This window comes from Streptomyces sp. NPDC029296, from assembly GCF_055569255.1.
The window spans coordinates 48,751-69,066 of sequence record NZ_JBVHXT010000048.1; the positions used below are offsets into that span (position 1 = coordinate 48,751).

Genomic DNA, 20,316 nt, shown 5'->3' on the forward strand with positions numbered 1-20,316 from the left:
ACAGCCCCCTCAGCGCACGCCCACCAGCGCGAGGGCCCTGCGCTGGTGCGGGGTCGGGTGGGCCGGGAAGTACAGGTAGCAGATCCCCCCGGTGCCCGAGGCGATCCTGCCGGAGGCGTTGTAGCGCTTGGTGCGGAGCCAGATGTTCTCCCATTCGCGGCGCCTGTACACGCGCCGCACCGCCGCGTCGGCCGGCGAGGCCGGGTCGTTGGCGATGACGTCACCGTCGGCCGTGAAGCCGATGACGGTCATCAGATGGCCGGCGGTGCCGTAACCGGCCCCGGTCAGCTCGCTCCTCAGGAACGACTGGGACGTGATGGCCGGGATGCCGGCCGCGATCAGCGTCTCCAGTTCGGTGAGGGAGGCGAGCCGGGTGACCACGCCCTGCAGGCCCTCGAAGGTGGCCGCGTAGGCGGCGTTGAAGGGCCAGTTGCCGCAGCCCTCGTACTGGTGGTCGTAGGTGAAGCGGGCCGCGTGGCAGACCTGCGGGTCGGCGTAGGACGGGTCGACCCAGGACAGTTGCCCGGGGGTGAGCCGGCCGCCCCAGTACTCGGTGATCATCTGCGAGGAGGTCGGACTGCACCAGGCCTCGCCGCCGTTGTCGTACTCCGGGTACTGCCCCTTGTGGATCTCCTGCGAGTAACGCGGGACGGCCAGTTCCTGGGCGAGGCCGGGCGTGGAGGCCGGGACGGTGAAGCGGTCGGGGATGTCGGAGCCCATCGCGCCCAGCCGCCAGACGGTCGGCGTCAGCCGCGTGCCGGGCCTGCGGTAGAGGGTCAGGCGCAGCCGGTACGACACGAGGCGCAGGCCGCTGCCCGGGTCGTCGACGGCGAAGGTGTCGGTCCAGACGGTGCTCCTGCCGTCGGTCTGGCCGTCCACCGAGGTCCGCTTGATGTCCTGGTCGCCGGACGCCCAGCGGCCCATCACGTACCAGGGTGTGTCGGTGCCGTCGGAGTAGGTGCCGCTCAGTTCGACCTGGAGCCAGGTGCCCTCGGGCGTGTGCGCGTTCCAGGAGGCGACGACCTCGGTCGCGGGCACGGGGAGCCGGTGCGCCGGACCGGTCCAGGTGGCGTACTCCCAGGCGGCGGTGGTGCCGGTGTGCGGGTCGGGGTAGTCGGTGCGGCCGGCGGGGGCGCCGATCACCACGCCGGGCCGGTGTCCGGCGACGGCCCGGGTGCCCTCGGCCGTCCCGGAGCGCCAGTCGCGGTACGTCGTCCAGGCGTGGTAGTCGATCGGGCGGGCCGGGGCGGGGTCGTCGGACGGGGAGCGCGGCGCGGCGGCGGCGGGGGCCGCGGTGCCGGTCACCGCCGCGGCGACGGCCGCCGCCAGGACGGTTCTGCGGGACGGCTCTTGGGCTCTGCTCATGGGCGCGACGACCCCCAGGGTGTCCGAGTCGGGCTGGTCCGGTGCGGTAACTATGGAGCAGGCCGAATCGCGCTGCCAGGACTTCGACGCATGCCGCGCCAGGAATATTGGTCTCGGCCACTGGCAGCGCCCGTGAGGGGCGCGGGACCGTGCCGGCGCGCGGCCGCGCCGCGTGGGCTGGACCGGTCCCCGCGCACCCCGTCCGCGGAAGGGGTCAGACCAGGTCCATCGCGGCGACCTCGTCGGGCCGCCCGTAGCTCACCGGCCCCTGGAAGCGGCGGCGGGCCGTGGCGAACCACCACACCGTGGCGATCAGCAGGACGACGGCGAGCGCGATCGGCGCGTAGTTGAAGGAGTCGACGGTGATCGGCGAGGCCTGCGGGAGCATGAACAGGACGCTGCTGAGCAGGATCCACACCACCGCCAGCCAGCCGATCGGCCGGCCCCAGCGGCCCAGGTGCCAGGGACCGGGCTGGAAGGCGTCGCCGAGCCGCAGCCGCAGGAAGATCGGCACGGCGTAGGCGAGGAAGAGGCCGACCACGTTGACGCTGACGATCGCGGTGAACGCCGTGTGCGACCACCAGCCGGGCACCACCAGCGCCAGCGAGCAGCCGACCGCGAGCCATACGGCCTTCACGGGCGTGCGGGTGCGCAGCGAGACCGAGTGCCACCAGCGGGAGCCGGGCATGGCGCCGTCCCGGGAGAAGGCGAAGATCTGCCGGGTGTTGCTGGTGAGGTTGGCGAGGCCGCAGAAGAGCATCGCGCCGATGACGACGAGGAGCAGCACCTTGGCGGTGCGCAGCCCGAGGCCGTCGATGAGGATCTGGATGGGCGGGGCGGCCGCGCCGGCCACCTTGGCGTAGTCGCCGATGCTGTAGACCAGCGCCAGCATCAGGACCAGGCCGGCGATCGCCGAGCAGGCGATGGCGCGGGTGATGCCCTTCGGGGCGCTGACCGTCGCCTGGACGGTTTCCTCGGACATGTGGAAGCTGCCGTCGAACCCGGTGAAGGTCCAGCTGGTGACCAGCAGGCCGAGCATGCCGCCGTAAAGGCCGCTGGTGAAGCCGGTGTTGTTCTCGAAATGCGTGACAAAGGACGCCGACTGGTGATGGTCGGGCATCACGATCAGTGCGGCGACGATCACCACGAGTCCGATCAGCAGCCACCACACGGAAATGCGGTTCAGCAGGGCGACGAACTGGACGGTGAAAGTGTTGGCGAGCCCTTGCAGGACGATGATCAGGGCTGTGATCAGCACGGTCTGGTGCGCGGTCGGCTCATAGGAGGGCCACTGGAGCGCGACGAACACCTGGATGAAGGTGGCCGCGGCGTAGCCGGTGGCGGCGGTGCCGCCGATCTGGCCCACGAAGTTCAGCCAGCCCGTGAACCAGGACCAGGCACCCTTGTGCCGCTTGGCGAGTTTGCCGGCGGAGAAATAGAGGGCGCCGCTCGTGGGATAGGCGGAGGCGACCTCCGCCATGGCCGCGCCGATGAGCAGCACCATCACCGAGACACCGATCCAGCCGAACACGAGAACACGCGGGCCGCCCGCGTTCATGCCGAATCCGAAGGACGAGAAAATGCCCGAGAGGATATTGATGATGGTGAAGGAGATCGCGAAATTGTCGAACGCCTTGAAGCGCCGGGTGAGCTTGCGCGGATAACCCATCGCGTGCAGCGTCGCGTCGTCGTCGAGCACGACGGTGTCCGCGGCCCGGGTGCGGGCCCGGGAGGTCGACATCCGTTCCGACACGGATCGGCCTTTCTCTCGGTGGGAACAAGGGGGGGCAGGGGGGACAGCGGGGACGGGAGGGGGCGGACCGGGAAGCGGGGGACGACGAGCGGGGTCAGCCCGGTCCGGGGACGGGCAGGCCGCAGGCGCGCCGGGCCCGGGAGAGCTGTTCGACTGGGTCGCCGAAGGCGCTCCAGGGCATGCGGGAGGCGTACGGGCCCATCGCGGTGAAGACGGCGCGGGCCTCGAACTCGCGCTGGCCCATCACCAGCGCGTGCGCGAGGTAGGCCAGGTCGAGCACCGGGGTGAAGCGGTAACCGGCCATCGTGGGCAGCCAGTTCTGGTAGATCGCCAGCGCGGTGGAGCGCCACTGGGGCTGTTCCCAGACCCGGTCGGCGAGCAGCTGGGTGGGGTTGTAGCTCTCCACCAGGGCCACCAGGGGCAGCAGCCGCAGGGCGGAGTCGGCGGGTGCCCGCTGGCTGAGGAAGGCGGCCACGTCCCAGGCGGCGGTGACCGAGCCGCCGTGGCGGGTGAAGAAGCAGGACAGGAACCGGTGGTGTGCCTCGCGGTGCCACGGGTCCAGGGACAGGATGTGCGCGAACAGCCGCCAGGGGCCGGGCGGGGAGGTGAGCAGGCCCTTCGGGGCCGGGTCGCGCAGCCGGTGCAGCCGGGCCATGGCGAGCCGCGCGACCCAGGGCGTGGGGTCGGCGGGGGCCGCCTCGGCGGCCCGGTCGCAGGCGGTGAGCGCTATCCGCTCCAGCGCCTCGGCGCGTTCGTCGCGCGCGTCGGCGGCCCGCAGCGCGCGCTGCACGGCCACCCGCGCCCACATCAGCGCGGCCTCGGGCGTCGGTTCCTCGGCGAGCCAGCGCTCCGCGAGATCGGTGCCGGCCGCCTCGGAGGCGAGCACCAGGGAGCGGTGGGCGCGCAGCGCGAAGTCGGTCCGGGTGTCGGCGAGGGCCTCGTCGGCGGACCGGTAGCGCCCGGCGCGCACGTCGACGCAGACGCTCGCCAGGACCCGGTCGTCGGCCGCCGGATGCCACACATAGTGCCCTTCGAATAAGTCCGCGGCCATATCCCCCTGCCCGTCCAGCGTGCGGCGCATCACGTTGCGCAGGAGGCACCTTACTCAGCGTGGGGCCCACCCGAAACGCCGAATTCGACATATCGGTCAGCGGATTCGGATTGTTTATCGACGCCTTTGACTGGCTGCCGGCCGGTGATTCAAGGTGAGACTTTCCCCGGCCCGGCGGGCTCCCGCCGGCGCCGCCGTGCCCCGCGGGTCGCCGACGGGCCCCGCCGACCTCTCCCCCGGCCGCCCGCCCGGGACCCGCCACTAGACTGTTTCGCGGAAACCAGACTGTTTCATGGGGAGAACAGCCCCCTCGCCTCACACCTCGGGAACCGCCATCCACGACCTCGCCGCCCGGCTGCGCGGGCTCCCCCCGTCCCTGGGACCGGTCCGGCTGATCGGCGTCGACGGGCACGCCGGCTCGGGGAAGTCGACGTTCGCCGGGCGGCTGGCGCGGGCGCTGGGCGGTGCCCCGGTGGTCCACCTCGACGACTTCGCGAGCCATGAGCGGCTGTTCGACTGGACCGGCCGGCTCATGGCCCAGGTGATCGAACCGCTGGGGCGCGGCGAGAGCGGGTACGTCACGCCGTACGACTGGCGGGCCCGCGCCTTCGGCGGTCCCCGCCCGCTGCCGGCCGCGCCCGTGGTGCTGCTCGAGGGCGTCGGCGCCGGCCGTCGGGCGCTGCGGCCCCATCTGGCCCGGCTGCTGTGGATGGAGCTGCCCCGGGAGGAGTCCTGGGCGCGCGGCCGGCGGCGGGACGGGGCGGAGCAGCGGGAGTTCTGGGACGGGTGGGTGGCGGCGGAACGCGCGCACTTCGCCACGGATCCCTCACGCCCCCACGCCGATCTCCTGATACGGCAGCGAACCGAGGGGTACGAGGTGCTCCCGGGACCGTCCGCGGCCCCCGAATCCGGGCCCGATGTGACGCTCGGTGACGGACTCTCCGCGATGTGGTGAAGTTGTGAAGACCCTTGCGGGAGAAGTTCCCCCAGTACCTCAACTTCGCTTGACCGGGGGCCCGTACAGGTCTTACGTTCTCAATGTGCGGCTTTCGGAGCCGCCCGCCGACACGAAGCCCCCGGTTGTTCCCCCGTGACCGGGGGCTTCGTTCTGCCCGCGGGTCCCCGTTTCCCCGCGCCGGCGCACCGGCCCTCTCACCCTCGGTCACGAAACCCCGTGCGCCCCGTCTGCTCCCACCTCGCCGAACGCCCTGTGCGGCACCCTTCGGCAGGCACCCGCACCGCGGGTACGATGCCCTCGGTGCGGCCTTCGAGCGGGAGCCTCGCGCACCTGCAACTCCGGTCCGCGGCACAGCGGTTCGACCGCGGCGGCCGTCGGGCGACCGCCCGGTGGCGAACCACGGGGCAAGGTCTGTGGGGGGACGATGGACTTCGGCACGCAGGGCCCCGAGGCGCCGGCCGACCTCGCCTGGCTGCGGGGGGTGGACGCCTACACGATGGGCGCCTACCCGCAGGCGGAGGAGGAGTTCCGCACCGCGGTGCGGATGGACCCGGGCATGGCGGACGCCTGGCTCGGACTGCACGCCCTCCGGGTCGACACCACCACCGCGCTGCTGCGCATGTTCCGGCACCGCGACCGCTTCGGCGAACAACGCGCCCGGCACCGCCGTTCCCTCAACTCCTGGTACTGGCTGGGCTGGTGGGTGCAGCCGGTGCTGGAGAACCCGCGCGATCTGCTGCTCGCGCACGCCTCGCACTGGCTGGACGGCCGGCACGTGCCCGAGCTGGACCGCGCCCTGGCCGGGCTGCCCCCGGTCGACACCGACGCCCAGGTCCGCTTCCTGCACGCCTGCCGCGCCTATCTGGTCAAGGACTGGGAGCAGCTGGTCCGGCACACCGACCCGCTGCTGGACGACCCCCTGCTCGGCATCGAGGCCGGGCTCTTCGGCGGCATGGCCCGGGTCCGGCTGGAGATGTACGGCCAGGCCGAACCGCTGCTGTCGGCGGCGCTGATGCGGTGCCGCAGCGAGCAGCCGCAGCGCAAGGAGCTGCGCTACTGGCTGGCGCGAGCGCACGAGGGGACGGGGCGGTCGGCCGCCGCGCTCCCCCTGTACCGGGCGGTGCACCGGGTCGATCCGGCCTTCATGGACACCTCGGCCCGGCTCGCCGCGATCGCCGAGGGCGACGGGTACGACGAGACGGGCGACCTCGCCGCGATCACGCTGACCGGCGCGGGACAGGACGCGGTGGACGGCCCCGACGGGTTCGATCCGCTGTTCGGCATGGAGGGCCGCGACCTCAGGCTGCCGGAGCCCGATCCGCCGGCCGTCCCGCTGCCGTCGGCGGCCGATCCCTCGGTGCGGACCAGGACCGGGCCCGGGGCGTCCGCCCCGCCGGTCCCCACCGGGCCGACCGACCCCGCGTTACTCGAGCAGGCGCTCGCCGAACTGGAGCGCATGGTGGGCCTGGAGCCGGTGAAGCGCCAGGTCAAGGCACTGTCCGCGCAGCTGAACATGGCGCGGCTGCGGGCCGGGCAGGGTCTGCCGGTGCAGCCGCCCAAGCGGCACTTCGTCTTCTCCGGCCCGTCCGGCACCGGCAAGACCACGGTCGCGCGCATCCTCGGCCGGGTGTTCTACGCCCTGGGCCTGCTCGGCGGCGACCACCTCGTGGAGGCCCAGCGGGCCGACCTGGTCGGCGAGTACCTGGGGCAGACGGCCGTGAAGGCCAACGAGCTGATCGACTCGGCGATCGGCGGGGTGCTGTTCGTGGACGAGGCGTACTCGCTGTCCAATACCGGGTACGGCAAGGGGGACGCCTACGGCGACGAGGCGCTCCAGGTGCTGCTGAAGCGGGCCGAGGACAACCGGGACCACCTGGTGGTGATCCTGGCCGGCTACCCGGAGGGCATGGACCGTCTGCTCGCCGCCAACCCCGGACTGTCCTCCCGCTTCACGACCCGGGTGGACTTCCCCTCGTACCGGCCGCTGGAACTCACCGAGATCGGCAAGGTGCTCGCCGCGGACAACGGCGACCAGTGGGACGAGGAGGCGCTGGAGGAGCTGCGGTCGATCGCCGGGCACGTGGTGGACCAGGGGTGGATCGACGAGCTGGGCAACGGACGGTTCCTGCGGACGCTGTACGAGAAGAGCTGCGCGTACCGGGACTTGCGGCTGTCGTCGTACGCCGGTCCCCTGTCCCGGGAGGACCTGGCGACCCTGCGGCTGCCCGACCTGATGCAGGCCTACGGCGAGGTGCTGTCGGGCCGGGGGCCGCAGGATCCCTCTTCCTAGGGGCGTCGGCTAGGCCAGCGCCTCCTCCGGCTCGCCGCTCGCCCGGGGTTCCGGCATGCCCCGGTGGGCCGGGTCGCGGACCTCGCCCACCAGCGTCTCCAGGACGTCCTCCAGGGCGACCAGGCCCAGTATCCGGCCGGAGGCGTCGGCCACCTGGGCCAGGTGGGTGGCCGCCCGGCGCATCACGGTGAGGGCGTCGTCGAGCGGCAGCTCGGCGCGGAGGGTGGCCATGGGCCGCCAGACCTGCTGCGGGACGGCCCGGTCGGAGTCCTCCAGGTCGAGGACGTCCTTGACGTGCACGTACCCCATGAAGGGGCCCTTGCCGGCCGCCGCGACCGGGAAGCGGGAGTAGCCCGTGCGGGCGGTCAGCTCCACGATGTCCCCCGGGGTGACCGACGGCTCCACCGTGACCAGGGACTCGCGGCGCAGCAGGACGTCGGTCACCGGGCGGGAGCCCAGTTCGAGGGCGTCCTCCAGCCGCTCGCGCTCCTCGGGGTCGAGGAGCCCGGCCTCGCCGGAGTCCTCCAGCAGGCGGTTGAGCTGCTCGGTGGTGACGACCGCCTCGACCTCGTCCTTCGGCTCCACCCGGAACAGCCGCAGGATGCCCTGGGCGCAGGCGCCGAGGGCCGCGGTGACCGGCCTGCACAGGCGGGCGAACCAGACCAGGCCGGGGCTGAGCCAGAGCGCCGCCTTCTCGGGCGCCGCCATGGCCAGGTTCTTCGGCACCATCTCGCCGATGACCAGGTGGAAGAAGACCACCGCGGCCAGCGCGACGACATAGCCGAGGGGGTGGATCATGCCGTGCGGCAGGTGGACCCACTCGAACACCGGCTCCAGCAGGCGCGCCACCGTCGGCTCGGCGACCGCGCCGAGCGTCAGGGAGCAGACGGTGATGCCGAACTGGGCGGCGGCCATCATCTGCGGCAGCCGCTCCAGGCCGTACAGCACCTGGCGGGCCCGGGCGGTGCCGAGCGGTTCGATCTGGCTGCGGCGGACGGAGACCAGCGCGAACTCGGCGCCGACGAAGAATCCGTTGGCGAGCACGAGCAGCGCGGCGAAGAGCAGTTGCAGCACGCTCATCGGACGGCCTCCGTCGCTCCGGGCACCGGGGCCGTCCTGACCAGGCGGACCCGTTCGGCGCGGTAGTGGCCGACCTGGCGGACCGAGAGCCGCCAGCCGGGCAGTTCGGCCCGGTCGCCGGGGGCCGGGATCCGGCCGAGCAGGTCGGCGACCAGCCCGGCCACGGTCTCGTACGGCCCCTCGGGCACCTCCAGGCCTATGCGCGTCAGGAGGTCCACGCGGCAGCCGCCGTCCACGTCCCAGGCGGGCCGGCCGTCCTCGGGCGGGGCGGGGGCCAGCTCGGGCGTGTCCTTGGCGTCGTGCTCGTCGCGGACCTCGCCGACCAGTTCCTCGACGATGTCCTCCAGGGTGACCACGCCGGCCGTGCCGCCGTACTCGTCCACGACGACCGCGATGGGCTGCTCGCTGCGCAGCCGGGCCAGCAGGGGCTGCACCGGCAGGGTCTCGGGAACCAGGAGCGCCTTGCGGGCGATGCGGCCGACCGGGGTGCGCAGCCGGTCGCGCGCCGGGACCGCCAGCGCGTCCTTGAGGTGGGCCATGCCGACGATCTCGTCGATCTTCTCCCGGTAGACGGGGAAGCGGGACAGGCCGGTGGCCCGGGTCAGGTTGACGACGTCCTCGGCGGTGGCCGAGTCCTGCAACGCGCTGACCTTCACGCGGGGGGTCATCACGTGCTGTGCGGTCAGCTCGCCCAGGGACAGGGTGCGCACGAACAGGTCGGCCGTGTCCTGCTCCAGGGCGCCGGCCAGGGCGGAGTGCCGGGCCAGCGAGACGAGTTCGCCGGGGGTTCGGGCGGAGGCCAGCTCCTCGGCGGGTTCCACGCCGAGGGCGCGGACCAGCCGGTTGGCGACCGTGTTCAGCGCGGAGATCACCGGGCGGAACAGCAGGGCGAAGCGGTGCTGCGGGCCGGCCACGAAGCGGGCGACCTGCAGCGGCCGGGAGACCGCCCAGTTCTTGGGCACGAGTTCGCCGATCACCATCTGGATCGCGGAGGCCAGCAGCATGCCGGTCACCACCGCGACGCCGGAGGCGGCCCCTTCGGGGATGCCGAGCGCCGCGAACGGGCCGCGCAGCAGCTCGGCCAGGGCGGGTTCGGCGAGCATGCCGACGACCAGGGAGGTGATGGTGATGCCGAGCTGGGTGCCGGAGAGCTGGAAGGACAGCTCCTTCAGCGACTCCACGACGGTGCGGGCGCGCGCGTCGCCGTCGGCGGCGGCCTTCTCGGCGTCCGGGCGCTCGACCGTGACGAGGCCGAATTCGGCCGCCACGAAGAATCCGTTGGCGAGGATCAGCAGGAAGGCCGCGGCGAGCAGCAGCAGGGGGATGGTCACGCGGCCACCGCCTTGCCGCTATGTCGGGCGGGGGTGGCGCGGGTACTACAGGACGATCCGTCCATCGCCGGAGGGGGTCACTCCTCGGGTAGCAGGAACCCCTGTGCACCGGGCGGCACGCAGGGGCGGAGGCACAGCGGGAAGGCCTCCGCCCACCAGATTAATCAAGATCTAGGCTCGTGCGGCAGGGCGGGCGAGCCGGAGCGGGCCTCGGCGAGTTCCCGCAGGGTCCGGGCGTCCGCGATGGCCTGCCGTTTGGCGATGCCCGGCTGGATGCCGAGCGCGGGCAGGCTGGTGCCGTCGCTGAGGTCGAGGAACACCCAGGGGTCGCCCGGCCGCAGATTCACCCGGAGGATCTCCGCCCAGGCCAGGCGCCGCCTGCTCGCGATGTTGACGACGGTGACACCGGACTCGTCGGCGACCACCTTCACGCGGGCCAGCTGGGCCAGCACCCACAGGCACAGCGCCCCGGTGACGACGAAGCTGAGCCGTGAGCCCGGGCCGAGGTTCTCCAGCAGCAGCGAGATCCCGGAGATCACCACGAAGATCAGGATTCCGGCGGTGAGCAGGATCGCGCGGGTGCGGCCGGGCCGGAAGGTGACGGGCAGCGCGGGCAGGTCGGACATCTCGGGCGTACCTCTCGGGGCCTCTCAGAGACGGCAGGCGTGGATGGCCGTGGTCAGGATGGCGCGGGCGCCGATGCCGTAGAGATCGTCCATGATCCGCTGGGCCTCCTTGGCCGGGACCATGGCGCGGACGGCGACCCAGCCCTCGTTGTGCAGCGGGGAGACGGTCGGGGACTCCAGGCCGGGGGTGAGCGCGACGGCCTTCTCCAGCTGCTCCACCCGGCAGTCGTAGTCCATCATCACGTAGGTCCGGGCGACCAGGACGCCCTGGAGACGGCGCAGGAACTGCTGGACCTTGGGCTCCTCGGCGTCGGCGCCGGTGCGGCGGACGACGATGGCCTCGGACTTCATGATCGGCTCGCCGAAGACCTCCAGGCCCGCGTTGCGCAGGCTGGTGCCGGTCTCCACGACGTCGGCGATGACCTCGGCGACGCCCAGCTCGATGGCGGTCTCGACGGCGCCGTCCAGGTGGACCACGGAGGCGTCGACGCCGCGGTCGGCGAGGTGCCCCGCGACGATGCCCTCGTAGGAGGTGGCGACCGTGCGGCCCTTGAGGTCCTGGATGCCGTTCGCGGTGCCGGGCTTGGCGGCGAAGCGGAAGGTGGAGCGGGCGAAGCCGAGCGGCAGGATCTCCTCGGCCTCGGCGCCGGAGTCGATCAGCAGGTCACGGCCGGTGATGCCGATGTCGAGGCGGCCGGAGGAGACGTAGATCGCGATGTCACGGGGACGGAGGTAGAAGAACTCGACCTCGTTCTCCGGGTCGACGATGCGCAGTTCTTTGGACTCGCGGCGCTGCTGGTAGCCGGCCTCATGCAGCATCTCCGCCGCAGGGCCGGAGAGTGAACCCTTGTTGGGGACGGCGATGCGCAGCATGAGGTCGGCTTCCTTCGTTCGTTCTCTACGGGAGGGGGTGGGGATACGGCTTACAGGTGGGCGTAGACGTCGTCCAGGGAGATGCCGCGGGCGACCATCATCACCTGGACGTGGTACAGCAGCTGGGAGATCTCCTCGGCCGCCGCCTCCTTGCCCTCGTACTCGGCGGCCATCCAGACCTCGGCGGCCTCCTCGACGACCTTCTTGCCGATGGCATGGACGCCCTTGCCGACCAGCTCGGCGGTGCGGGAGGTGGCGGGATCGCCGTGGGCGGCCTTGTGCTGGAGCTCGGTGAACAGCTCCTCGAACGTCTTCTTGGACATGGTGAGCCCCACCCTAGCCGTTGTGGCGGGCGGCCTAGTGCCAGGGTTCGGATACTGAGCGGAGCGTGGCCGCCGTCGCCACGGCCGCCGTCACCGCCTCGTGGCCCTTGTCCTCGTTCGACCCCTCCAGGCCGGCCCGGTCCAGGGCCTGTTCCTCGGTGTCGCAGGTGAGCACGCCGAAGCCGACGGGGACGCCGGTGTCGACGGAGACCTGGGTGAGGCCCTGGGTGACGCCCTGGCACACGTAGTCGAAGTGGGGGGTGCCGCCCCGGATGACGACGCCGAGGGCGACGATCGCGTCGTAGCCGCGGCCCGCGAGGACCTTGGCGGCGACCGGCAGCTCGAAGCTGCCGGGGACCCTGATCAGGGTCGGCTCGTCGATGCCCAGGTCGTGCAGGGCGCGCAGGGCGCCGTCCACCAGGCCGTCCATCACCTTCTCGTGCCACTGCGCCGCGATGACGGCGACCCTGAGGTCGCTCACCTTGCGTACGGACACGTCCGGTGCGCCCTTGCCGCTCACGTCTTACCTCCGTGCTCTCTCGCTTACTGGTTGCCGCAGGCCGACACGGCGGGCGTGTCGAGCCAGGGCAGGTCGTGCCCCATCCGGTCCCGCTTGGTGCGCAGGTAGCGGAGGTTGTGCTCGCCGGCCTGGACGGGCATCGGTTCCCGGCCGGTGACCTCGATGCCGTGGCGCCTGAGGGCGTCGGTCTTGTCGGGGTTGTTGGTCATCAGCCGGACGCCGCGCACGCCGAGGTCGGCGAGGATCCGCGCGCCGGCGCCGTAGTCGCGGGCGTCGGCGGGCAGGCCGAGTTCCAGGTTGGCGTCCAGGGTGTCGTGGCCCTGCTCCTGGAGTTGGTAGGCGCGCAGCTTGGACAGCAGGCCGATGCCGCGCCCCTCGTGTCCACGCAGGTAGACGACGACTCCGCGGCCCTCCTCCTGGATGCGGCCGAGCGCGGTGTCCAGCTGGGGGCCGCAGTCGCAGCGCAGGGAGCCGAAGACGTCGCCGGTGAGGCATTCGGAGTGGACCCGGACCAGGACGTCCTCGCCGTCGCCGAGGTCGCCGTGGACGAGGGCGATGTGTTCGACGCCGTCGACGGTGGACCGGTAGCCGTAGGCGGTGAAGACGCCGTGCCGGGTGGGCAGGCGGGTCTCGGCCTCGCGGCGGACGGTGGGCTCGCTGTCGCGGCGGTAGGCGATCAGGTCCTCGATGGAGATGATCGTAAGTCCGTGCTTGCGGGCGAACGGGATCAGCTCGGGCAGCCGGAGCATCCGGCCGTCCTCGCCGGCGATCTCCACGATGGCGCCGGCCGGGCGCAGGCCCGCGAGCCGGGCGAGGTCGACGGCGGCCTCGGTGTGGCCGTCGCGGGCGAGGACGCCGCCGGCCCTGGCGCGCAGCGGGAAGACGTGGCCGGGGCGGACGAAGTCGGTGTGCGCCGCGGTGCCGCTCGCGAGCAGCCGGAGCGTGGTGGCCCGGTCGGCGGCCGAGATGCCGGTGCTCACACCGTGCGCGGCGGTGGCGTCCACGGAGACGGTGAACGCGGTCTTCATCGACTCGGTGTTGTCCTCGACCATCTGCGGCAGCCGCAGCCGGTCCAGTTCCCCGCTCTCCATGGGGGCGCAGATCAGTCCCCGGCACTCGCTCATCATGAAGGCGACGATCTCGGGGGTGATCTTCTCGGCGGCGACGACGAGGTCGCCCTCGTTCTCCCGGTCCTCGTCGTCGACGACGATGACCGGGCGCCCGGCGGCGATGTCCGCGATGGCCCGCTCGACCGGGTCGAGCGCGAAGTTCTCGATGTCGTGGGTGTCGTGGGTGTCGTGGAGGACGGGTGCCGAGGTCATGCCGGCGCTCCTTCCAGTGTGGGCCGCGCCGCCTTGCGGGAGCGCAGCCACCAGTCGCGCATGCCCCACAGGACGAGTGCGCCGTAGATGACGTAGACGAATCCGGAGAAGGCGTAGCCGTTGGCGAAGTTCAGGGGGACGCCGACGAGGTCGACGAGCAGCCAGGCGAACCAGAACTCGACCATGCTCTTGGCCTGGGCGTACATCGCGACGATGGTGCCGACGAAGATGTAGGCGTCGGGCCAGGGGTCCCAGGACAGGGACGGGTAGGCCTGGAACAGCAGGGCGACGGCGACCGTGCCGGCGCCGGCGGCGGCGATCATGGCCGCGCGCTCGCGCCAGGTGGCGAACCGGGGGGTGATCTGGCCGTCGCCCGACCGGTTGCGGGTGCGCTGCCACTGCCACCAGCCGTACAGCGCGACGGCCATGACGACGACCTGCTTGCCGGCGCTGCCGGCGAGATGGCCGTAGAAGGCGGCGAAGAGGACGAGGCCGGACAGGAACTGCACGGGCCAGGTCCACACGGAGCGGCGCCAGCCGAGGGCGAGGGTGATCAGACCCAGGATGTTGCCGATCATGTCCGACCAGATGATGTGCTGGCCGAAGAGGGTGAACGCCTCGGAGTTCATCCAGTTCACCGGCCGGCCCCCTGTCCGGTCGTGAGCAGGCGCTCCACGTACTTGGCGATGACGTCCACCTCGAGGTTGACCGGGTCGCCGGGCTGCTTCACGCCGAGCGTGGTCAGGGCGAGGGTGGTCGGGATGAGGCTGACGGTGAAGTGGTCCGAGGCGGCCTCCACGACGGTCAGGCTGATGCCGTCGACCGTGATGGAGCCCTTCTCCACGACGTAGCGGGCGAGGTCCGCGGGGAGGGAGATCTTCACGATCTCCCAGTTCTCGGAGGGCGTGCGGGCGAGGATCTCGCCGGTTCCGTCCACGTGTCCCTGCACGATGTGCCCGCCGAGGCGGGCGCCGACGGCGGTGGGGCGCTCCAGGTTGACGCGCGAGCCGACGGTGAGCGCGCCCAGGCTGGAGCGGTTCAGGGTCTCGGCCATGACATCGGCGGTGAACTCGTCACCCTCGTGCTCGACGACGGTGAGACAGACCCCGTTCACGGCGATGGAGTCGCCGTGCCGCGCGCCCTCGGTCACGACGGGGCCGCGCAGCCGGAAGCGGGAGGCGTCGCCGAGGTTCTCGACGGCGGTGACCTCACCCAGCTCTTCGACGATTCCGGTGAACACTTCCCGGGTCCTCCTGCCTCTTCGGGCACGGACTCCGGGGCTGTCGATGACGACAGATTCCACGGGTGAGCACACACCGGGGGCGTCGCCGGACGGACGCGTCCGGATACGGACGAGCCTCGGTACGGCGGCGCGCACACGGAAGACGCATGCCCGCCCGCCGCGCACTGCCTCCCATCCGGACTTTAACCGTCGGTCCAGGAATTTCACCTGGTCAACCGGCCGCTGGAAGCGACCGGGTCGCGGACTGTAACCGCCGGTTCGGACTTTCACCGACCCCGGAGTGCGCTGCTTCTGGTACAGGGCCAGTGTGCCACGCCTGTCACTCGCCCATACGGGTGGGCGATGTGGCCTCCCTCACAGTGTGTACCGGAGGTTGCGCGCCACGCGACGGCCGGAAGCAACCGGCTTCCGGGGCAGGGCGGTTGAGCTGGTCCGGACCATTGACCGCACTGGTCTAGTCCTCTTAGGGTGCGGACGGGCTCGGCGGCGGTGACGACGGCCCTTGCCCGCCGCCGGGCCGCCAAGGGCGCCGAGCTACCGCTCCGGCGCCCCGAACAGCTCGTCCTGCGCCCGTTCCCGGGCGGTGAGGAGCGCTCCGCGCAGCACGGCCGTCCCGCCGAGACCGCTCGCCCGCACCTCGGTGGCCAGCGGCGACATCCGGCGCAGCCGCTCCCCCACCAGCCCGGCGAGCACCGCTCCCCCGGCCCGGCCGACCTCTCCGCCGAGCACCACGCACCCGGGGTCCAGGACGGCCGTCACCGAGGCCGCGCCGACGGCGATCCGGTCGGCCAGGGCGTGCAGGAAGCGCTCGCCGGCCGCGGACGCCCGGGCCACCGCGTCGCCCACCACCCGCGCCGCGCCCGGTCCGTCCGGCGCGCCGGCGACCGGCAGCCCGCACCGGGCCGCCAGCGCGACGACCGCAGCTGCCCCGGCCAGCGAGTGGAAGCCGCCGTCGCAGTCGGTCGCCGAGGGCAGCGCGCTCGTGCCCGGGACCGGCAGGAAGCCGATCTCGCCGGTGCCGCCGGAGGCACCGCGGCGCAGGGCGCCGTCCAGGACGACGGCGGCGCCGACGCCGTGCCCCAGCCAGAGCAGGACGAAGGTGTCCCGGTCGCGGGCGGCGCCCTCGCGCTGTTCGGCCAGGGCGGCGAGGTTGGTCTCGTTCTCGACGGTCACCCGGGCGCCGGGCAGCCGCTCCTGGAGGGCGGCGGCCAGGCTGCGGTGCCAGGCGGGCAGCCCGGCGGAGTCCCTGAGGTCACCGGTGGCCGGGTCGATCAGGCCCGGCGCGCCGATGCCGACGGTGTGCAGCCTCCCCCGTTCCGGGACCCTCTCCCCCGGGGGCGCCGCCATGACACCGGCCTCCTTCACCGCGCGCTCCACGGCGGTCACCGCCCGCTCCACGGCGGGCCCGGTCCCGGTGCCCCCGCCGATCGGCGCGGACGCCTCGGCGAGCACCCGCCCGACCAGGTCGGAGACGAGGACGAGGACGCCTTCGGTGCGCACGTCGAGCGCGGCGAGGTGGGCGCGGTCGGCGACGATGCCGTAGAGCCGGGCATTGGGCCCCCGGCGCTGCTCGCCGGACTCGCCGACCACGGTGATCAGCCCGGCGGCCGTGAGCCGGTCGACGAGGTCGGCGACCGTGGGCCGGGACAGGCCGGTCAGCTGCTTCAGCCGCCCTGCCGTCAGCGGGCCTTCCTGCTGCAACAGCCGCAGGGCCAGCCGGTCGTTGATGGCCCGGGCGGTGCTGGGTGATGCGGGCATGGCGGGAATCCTCCCAGATCGTCGGAGCCGGGTCGGTCGTGCGGTCGTCGCGGTGCCCGTACGGGGTCGTCCGGGCGCCGACGGGCGGGCGCTCGTATCGCGGCTATCTATCAGGCAGGGTTCCTGATAATTTACGCCCGGTTGACACGAGGGCGGGCCGGGGAGGCACAGGAAGATGGAGGACATGAGCGGCGGACGCGAGGAGGTCCGGCGTGCCCGGTACGCCGTGGCGGCCGTGTTCGCCGTGCACGGCTCGGTGGCCGGTTCGTTCGCGACGCGGGTGCCCTGGATCCGGGAGCACGCCGGCCTGAGCGCCGGCCAGCTGGGGTTCGCGCTGGCCTTCATGGCGCTCGGCGCCGCGTGCGCGATGCCGCTGGCGGGCCGCCTCACGCACCGCTTCGGCAGCCGTACGGCCCTGCGCGGCCTGCTGGCGCTGTGGACGCTGGCCCTGGTGCTGCCGTCCCTCGCGCCGAACCTGGTCACCCTGTGCCTGGCGCTGTTCGCCTACGGCGCCTCCTCGGGCATGGCCGACGTCGCGATGAACGCGCTCGGCGTGGAGGTCGAGCGACTGCTCGGCAAGTCGGTGATGTCGGGGCTGCACGGCATGTGGAGCGCGGGCGCCCTGACCGGCTCGGCGGCCGGCACCCTCGCCGCCCACCTCGGGGCGGACGCGCGGGTGCACTTCGCGCTGGCCTCGGCCGTCCTCACCGTGCTCGGCTGCACGGTCTGCGCCTGGGTGCTGGACGTCCGGCCGGCCGAGGACGAGGAGCCGCCCCCGCGGTTCGCGCTGCCGCCGCGTTCGGCCCTCCTGATCGGCGCGGTCGGGTTCTGCGCCGTGTTCGCCGAGGGCGCGACCCTGGACTGGTCGGCGGTGTTCCTGCGGGACCGCCTGGACGGCTCGGCCGGGCTGGCGGCCTCCGCCACGACCGGCTCCATGCTGACCATGGCCGTGGCCCGGATCGCCGGGGACGCGGTGGTGAACCGCTTTGGCGCGGTCCGCACCGTGCGGGCCGGCGGGGTGCTGGCGGTGCTGGGCGGGCTGCTGATCGTGTCCGCGCGGCACCCGGCGCCGGCGATGGCCGGCTTCGCGCTGATGGGGCTCGGCATCGCGGTGGTCGTCCCGCTGTGCTTCGCGGCGGCCGGGCACGCCGGCCCCCACCCCAGCCAGGCCATCGCGGGCGTGGCGACCATCACGTACACCTCCGGGCTGGTCGCGCCGAGCCTGATCGGCGGGGTGGCCCAGGCGACCAGCCTGACGGCGTCCTTCTGGGTGGTGACGGCGCTGGCCTGCGGGCTCGTGGCGTTCGCGGGCGTGCTGCGCGCGGCCGAGCGGGGCGACCGCGCGGAGAGCGGCGCCCGCGGCACGGCGGTGGCGGGCCCGCGAGCATGACCCGATCGCGTACGTGAATGCGGTTCACGCGGGAGACCGCGTGGGCGGGAATCCGCCGGATACCCGCACAATGGTTCGGACCGTCCTCATGTACGTAAGAAAGCGAAACCCCACCATGGATCTCGGCGTGCGCTGGAAGCTGCACGGTGACGGGCGCACGCCCGCGCCCGGAGCGGTGGTACGCCCCGACGAACGGCTGTCCTGGCCCCGCACCGTGGGCCTCGGCGCCCAGCACGTGGTCGCGATGTTCGGCGCCTCCTTCGTCGCCCCCGTGCTCATGGGCCTGGACCCCAACCTGGCGATCATGATGTCGGGGGTGGCGACCGTGATCTTCCTGCTCGCCACCCGCGGCCGGGTGCCGAGCTACCTCGGCTGCTCCCTGTCGTTCGTGGGCGTGGCCGCCGTCATCCGCGCCCAGGGCGGCACCAGCGCGACCGTGACCGGCGCGGTGCTCGTCGTCGGCGCCGTGCTGTTCCTGGTGGGCCTCGCCGTGCAGCGCTTCGGCGCGCGGATCATCCACGCCGCCATGCCGCCGATCGTCACCGGCGCCGTCGTCATGCTGATCGGGTTCAACCTGGCCCCGGTGACCGCCTCCACCTACTGGCCCCAGGACCAGTGGACCGCCCTGCTGGTGATGCTCTTCACCGGGCTGGCCGTCGTGTGCCTGCGCGGTTTCTGGTCGCGCATCGCCATCTTCCTGGGCCTGGTCTTCGGCTACGGCATCTCCTGGGCGTTCGACCGGGTCTTCGGCAAGATCCACTCCGTGGGCCCGGACGGCAAGGTCGCCGACCACTGGCGCCTGGACCTGTCCGGGGTCTCCCACGCCGACTGGATCGGGCTGCCGCACCTGCACGGGCCGTCCTTCCAGTGGTCGGCCGTGCTGGTCGCCCTGCCCGTGGTGATCGCCCTGGTCGCGGAGAACGCGGGCCACGTCAAGGCGGTCGGCGAGATGACCGGCGACCCGCTGGACGACAAGCTCGGCACGGCGATCTCCGCGGACGGCGTCGCCTCGGTGCTGTCCACGGCCGTCGGCGGCCCGCCCAACACCACCTACTCCGAGAACATCGGCGTGATGGCCGCGACCCGCGTCTACTCCACCGCCGCCTACTGGGCCGCCGCCGGCTTCGCGCTGCTCTTCGGCCTCTGCCCGAAGTTCGGCGCGGTCGTGGCGGCCATCCCCGGCGGGGTGCTCGGCGGCATCACCGTCATCCTCTACGGCATGATCGGCCTGCTCGGCGCCCAGATCTGGCTGCACGCCAGGGTGGACCTGCGCAACCCGCTGAACCTGGTCCCGGCCGCCGCGGGCATCATCATCGGCGTCGGCAACGTCTCCATCAAGTTCACCGACACCTTCTCGCTCAGCGGCATCGCCCTCGGCACCCTGGTCGTCATCACCGGCTACCACGCGCTGCGCGCCTTCGCCCCGCCCCACCTCAAGCAGCAGGAGCCGCTGCTGGACGAGGGCACGTCGGCCTACGACACGGAGGCGGACGCGCCGGCCGGCTCACGGCCCGGCACGGCCCCGGGCACGCGGACACCGCACGCCGAGTCCTAGCCCGGCGTTCCCTCGTTCCGGCGAAGCACCGGGCCGGTCGGTACGCCGGCCGGCCCCGGGCTGGGACGCTTCCCGCATGGCGCAGCCCGCAGCACTCACCGCCCCCGTCGACACCGTCGTGGCGCGGATGCGCACGCTGGACGCGGACCTGCCCGCGCGGGACGGCGTCCGCGTGTTCAACCGCGTCTACCTCGCCGTCACCGAGGAGGTCGGCCGGCGGCTGGCCTCGGGGGAGTTCCCGGACCCGCGGGCGGCGGGCACGCTGGACGTGCGGTTCGCCGAGCGCTATCTGGCGGCGGTCGACGCGGCCGCCGCCGACCGCCGGCCGCCCGCCTGCTGGCGGCCGCTGTTCCAGCTCCGCCGCCATCCCGGGGTGCGGCCCCTGCAGTTCGCGCTGTCCGGCGTGAACGCCCACATCGGGCACGACCTGGCCCTGGCCGTGGTCGACACCTGCCGGGCCCTCGGCTGCGAACCGGCCGACCTGGAGGACGAGTTCGACCGGGTGGGCGAGCTGCTCGCGGCGCTGGAGGAGCGGGTCCGCGAGGACCTGATGCCGGGCCCGGACCTGCTCCAGCTCGCCGACCCGCTCACCCATCTGCTGGGCGCCTGGAGCCTGGAGCGGGCCCGGGACGCGGCCTGGGCGGCGGCCCGCGCCCTGTGGGCGCTGCGGCACTGCGCCGGGGTCGTGGAGGAGTTCACCGAGCGGCTGGACGCGGCGGTGGGCTTCGCGGGCCGGATGCTGCTGACCCCGCTGCCCGACTGAACGGGCCCCGGGTGCGGGAGCCGGCGAAGAAGGTCACCGCGAAGAAGGCCCCGGCCAAGAAGTCGACGGCCCGCAAGACCACCGCCAAGAAGACGACCGCCCGCAAGGCGACGTC

At 72.9% G+C, this 20,316-nt stretch carries 18 protein-coding genes and 1 riboswitch; of the genes, 5 read left to right on the plus strand and 13 right to left on the minus strand.

The window, feature by feature from the left end:
• Positions 1-9: 9 nt before the first annotated feature.
• The 3 genes from ACZ4W9_RS33470 to ACZ4W9_RS33480 all read right to left on the minus strand — a co-directional run bounded on the left by ACZ4W9_RS33470 (position 10) and on the right by ACZ4W9_RS33480 (position 4,169).
• The gene (locus tag ACZ4W9_RS33470; RefSeq protein WP_467942141.1) at positions 10-1,365 is read right to left on the minus strand and encodes a peptidase C39 family protein; all 1,356 of its coding nucleotides are present in this window, start codon (positions 1,363-1,365) and stop codon (positions 10-12) included.
• Positions 1,366-1,579: 214 nt separating this feature from the next.
• Positions 1,580-3,118 (minus strand): amino acid permease, encoded by a 1,539-nt coding sequence (locus ACZ4W9_RS33475; RefSeq protein ID WP_467942142.1) that lies wholly within the window; start codon positions 3,116-3,118, stop codon positions 1,580-1,582.
• Positions 3,119-3,212: 94 nt separating this feature from the next.
• Positions 3,213-4,169 (minus strand): hypothetical protein, encoded by a 957-nt coding sequence (locus ACZ4W9_RS33480; protein WP_467942144.1) that lies wholly within the window; start codon positions 4,167-4,169, stop codon positions 3,213-3,215.
• A 292-nt stretch (positions 4,170-4,461) separates the two neighbouring features.
• On the opposite strand from ACZ4W9_RS33480, the gene ACZ4W9_RS33485 reads away from it, so the two are divergent.
• The gene (locus tag ACZ4W9_RS33485) at positions 4,462-5,124 is read left to right on the plus strand and encodes a uridine kinase family protein (protein ID WP_467942145.1); all 663 of its coding nucleotides are present in this window, start codon (positions 4,462-4,464) and stop codon (positions 5,122-5,124) included.
• Between the two features lie 427 nt (positions 5,125-5,551).
• Positions 5,552-7,417 carry an AAA family ATPase gene (locus ACZ4W9_RS33490; protein WP_467942146.1) on the plus strand — a complete coding sequence of 622 codons (1,866 nt, stop codon included), beginning with the start codon at positions 5,552-5,554 and terminating at the stop codon, positions 7,415-7,417.
• A 9-nt stretch (positions 7,418-7,426) separates the two neighbouring features.
• On the opposite strand, the gene ACZ4W9_RS33495 is transcribed toward ACZ4W9_RS33490, so the two are convergent.
• From ACZ4W9_RS33495 to ACZ4W9_RS33540, 10 genes are all read right to left on the minus strand, one after another.
• Positions 7,427-8,497, minus strand: a complete 1,071-nt coding sequence (locus ACZ4W9_RS33495) for a hemolysin family protein (RefSeq protein ID WP_467942147.1) — start codon at positions 8,495-8,497, stop codon at positions 7,427-7,429.
• Positions 8,494-9,828, minus strand: coding sequence for a hemolysin family protein (locus ACZ4W9_RS33500; protein ID WP_467942149.1), 1,335 nt, complete (start codon positions 9,826-9,828; stop codon positions 8,494-8,496). The genes ACZ4W9_RS33495 and ACZ4W9_RS33500 overlap by 4 nt, the downstream gene beginning before the upstream one ends.
• A gap of 164 nt (positions 9,829-9,992) precedes the next feature.
• Complete coding sequence (locus ACZ4W9_RS33505) at positions 9,993-10,454, minus strand: PH domain-containing protein (RefSeq protein ID WP_467942150.1); 462 nt, start codon at positions 10,452-10,454, stop codon at positions 9,993-9,995.
• 24 nt (positions 10,455-10,478) lie between these two features.
• On the minus strand, positions 10,479-11,327 hold the full coding sequence (gene hisG / locus ACZ4W9_RS33510) for an ATP phosphoribosyltransferase (protein ID WP_467942151.1): 849 nt from the start codon (positions 11,325-11,327) through the stop codon (positions 10,479-10,481).
• A 50-nt stretch (positions 11,328-11,377) separates the two neighbouring features.
• The gene (locus ACZ4W9_RS33515) at positions 11,378-11,650 is read right to left on the minus strand and encodes a phosphoribosyl-ATP diphosphatase (protein ID WP_007491392.1); all 273 of its coding nucleotides are present in this window, start codon (positions 11,648-11,650) and stop codon (positions 11,378-11,380) included.
• A 34-nt stretch (positions 11,651-11,684) separates the two neighbouring features.
• Positions 11,685-12,170 (minus strand): 6,7-dimethyl-8-ribityllumazine synthase, encoded by a 486-nt coding sequence (gene ribH / locus ACZ4W9_RS33520; RefSeq protein WP_467942152.1) that lies wholly within the window; start codon positions 12,168-12,170, stop codon positions 11,685-11,687.
• A gap of 23 nt (positions 12,171-12,193) precedes the next feature.
• The gene (locus tag ACZ4W9_RS33525) at positions 12,194-13,492 is read right to left on the minus strand and encodes a bifunctional 3,4-dihydroxy-2-butanone-4-phosphate synthase/GTP cyclohydrolase II (RefSeq protein WP_467942154.1); all 1,299 of its coding nucleotides are present in this window, start codon (positions 13,490-13,492) and stop codon (positions 12,194-12,196) included.
• Positions 13,489-14,130, minus strand: coding sequence for a nicotinamide mononucleotide transporter family protein (locus tag ACZ4W9_RS33530; protein ID WP_467942155.1), 642 nt, complete (start codon positions 14,128-14,130; stop codon positions 13,489-13,491). The genes ACZ4W9_RS33525 and ACZ4W9_RS33530 overlap by 4 nt, the downstream gene beginning before the upstream one ends.
• Positions 14,127-14,732, minus strand: coding sequence for a riboflavin synthase (locus ACZ4W9_RS33535; RefSeq protein ID WP_467942156.1), 606 nt, complete (start codon positions 14,730-14,732; stop codon positions 14,127-14,129). The genes ACZ4W9_RS33530 and ACZ4W9_RS33535 overlap by 4 nt, the downstream gene beginning before the upstream one ends.
• Positions 14,733-14,892: 160 nt before the next feature.
• A riboswitch (FMN riboswitch) is annotated at positions 14,893-15,023 on the minus strand.
• A 246-nt stretch (positions 15,024-15,269) separates the two neighbouring features.
• Positions 15,270-16,493 carry an ROK family transcriptional regulator gene (locus tag ACZ4W9_RS33540; RefSeq protein WP_467942158.1) on the minus strand — a complete coding sequence of 408 codons (1,224 nt, stop codon included), beginning with the start codon at positions 16,491-16,493 and terminating at the stop codon, positions 15,270-15,272.
• A 175-nt stretch (positions 16,494-16,668) separates the two neighbouring features.
• On the opposite strand from ACZ4W9_RS33540, the gene ACZ4W9_RS33545 reads away from it, so the two are divergent.
• From ACZ4W9_RS33545 to ACZ4W9_RS33555, 3 genes are all read left to right on the plus strand, one after another.
• Positions 16,669-17,883, plus strand: a complete 1,215-nt coding sequence (locus ACZ4W9_RS33545; protein ID WP_467942159.1) for an MFS transporter — start codon at positions 16,669-16,671, stop codon at positions 17,881-17,883.
• Between the two features lie 115 nt (positions 17,884-17,998).
• On the plus strand, positions 17,999-19,438 hold the full coding sequence (locus ACZ4W9_RS33550) for a uracil-xanthine permease family protein (protein WP_467942160.1): 1,440 nt from the start codon (positions 17,999-18,001) through the stop codon (positions 19,436-19,438).
• A gap of 76 nt (positions 19,439-19,514) precedes the next feature.
• The gene (locus ACZ4W9_RS33555; protein WP_467942162.1) at positions 19,515-20,201 is read left to right on the plus strand and encodes a DUF5995 family protein; all 687 of its coding nucleotides are present in this window, start codon (positions 19,515-19,517) and stop codon (positions 20,199-20,201) included.
• The last annotated feature ends 115 nt before the right edge of the window (positions 20,202-20,316 follow it).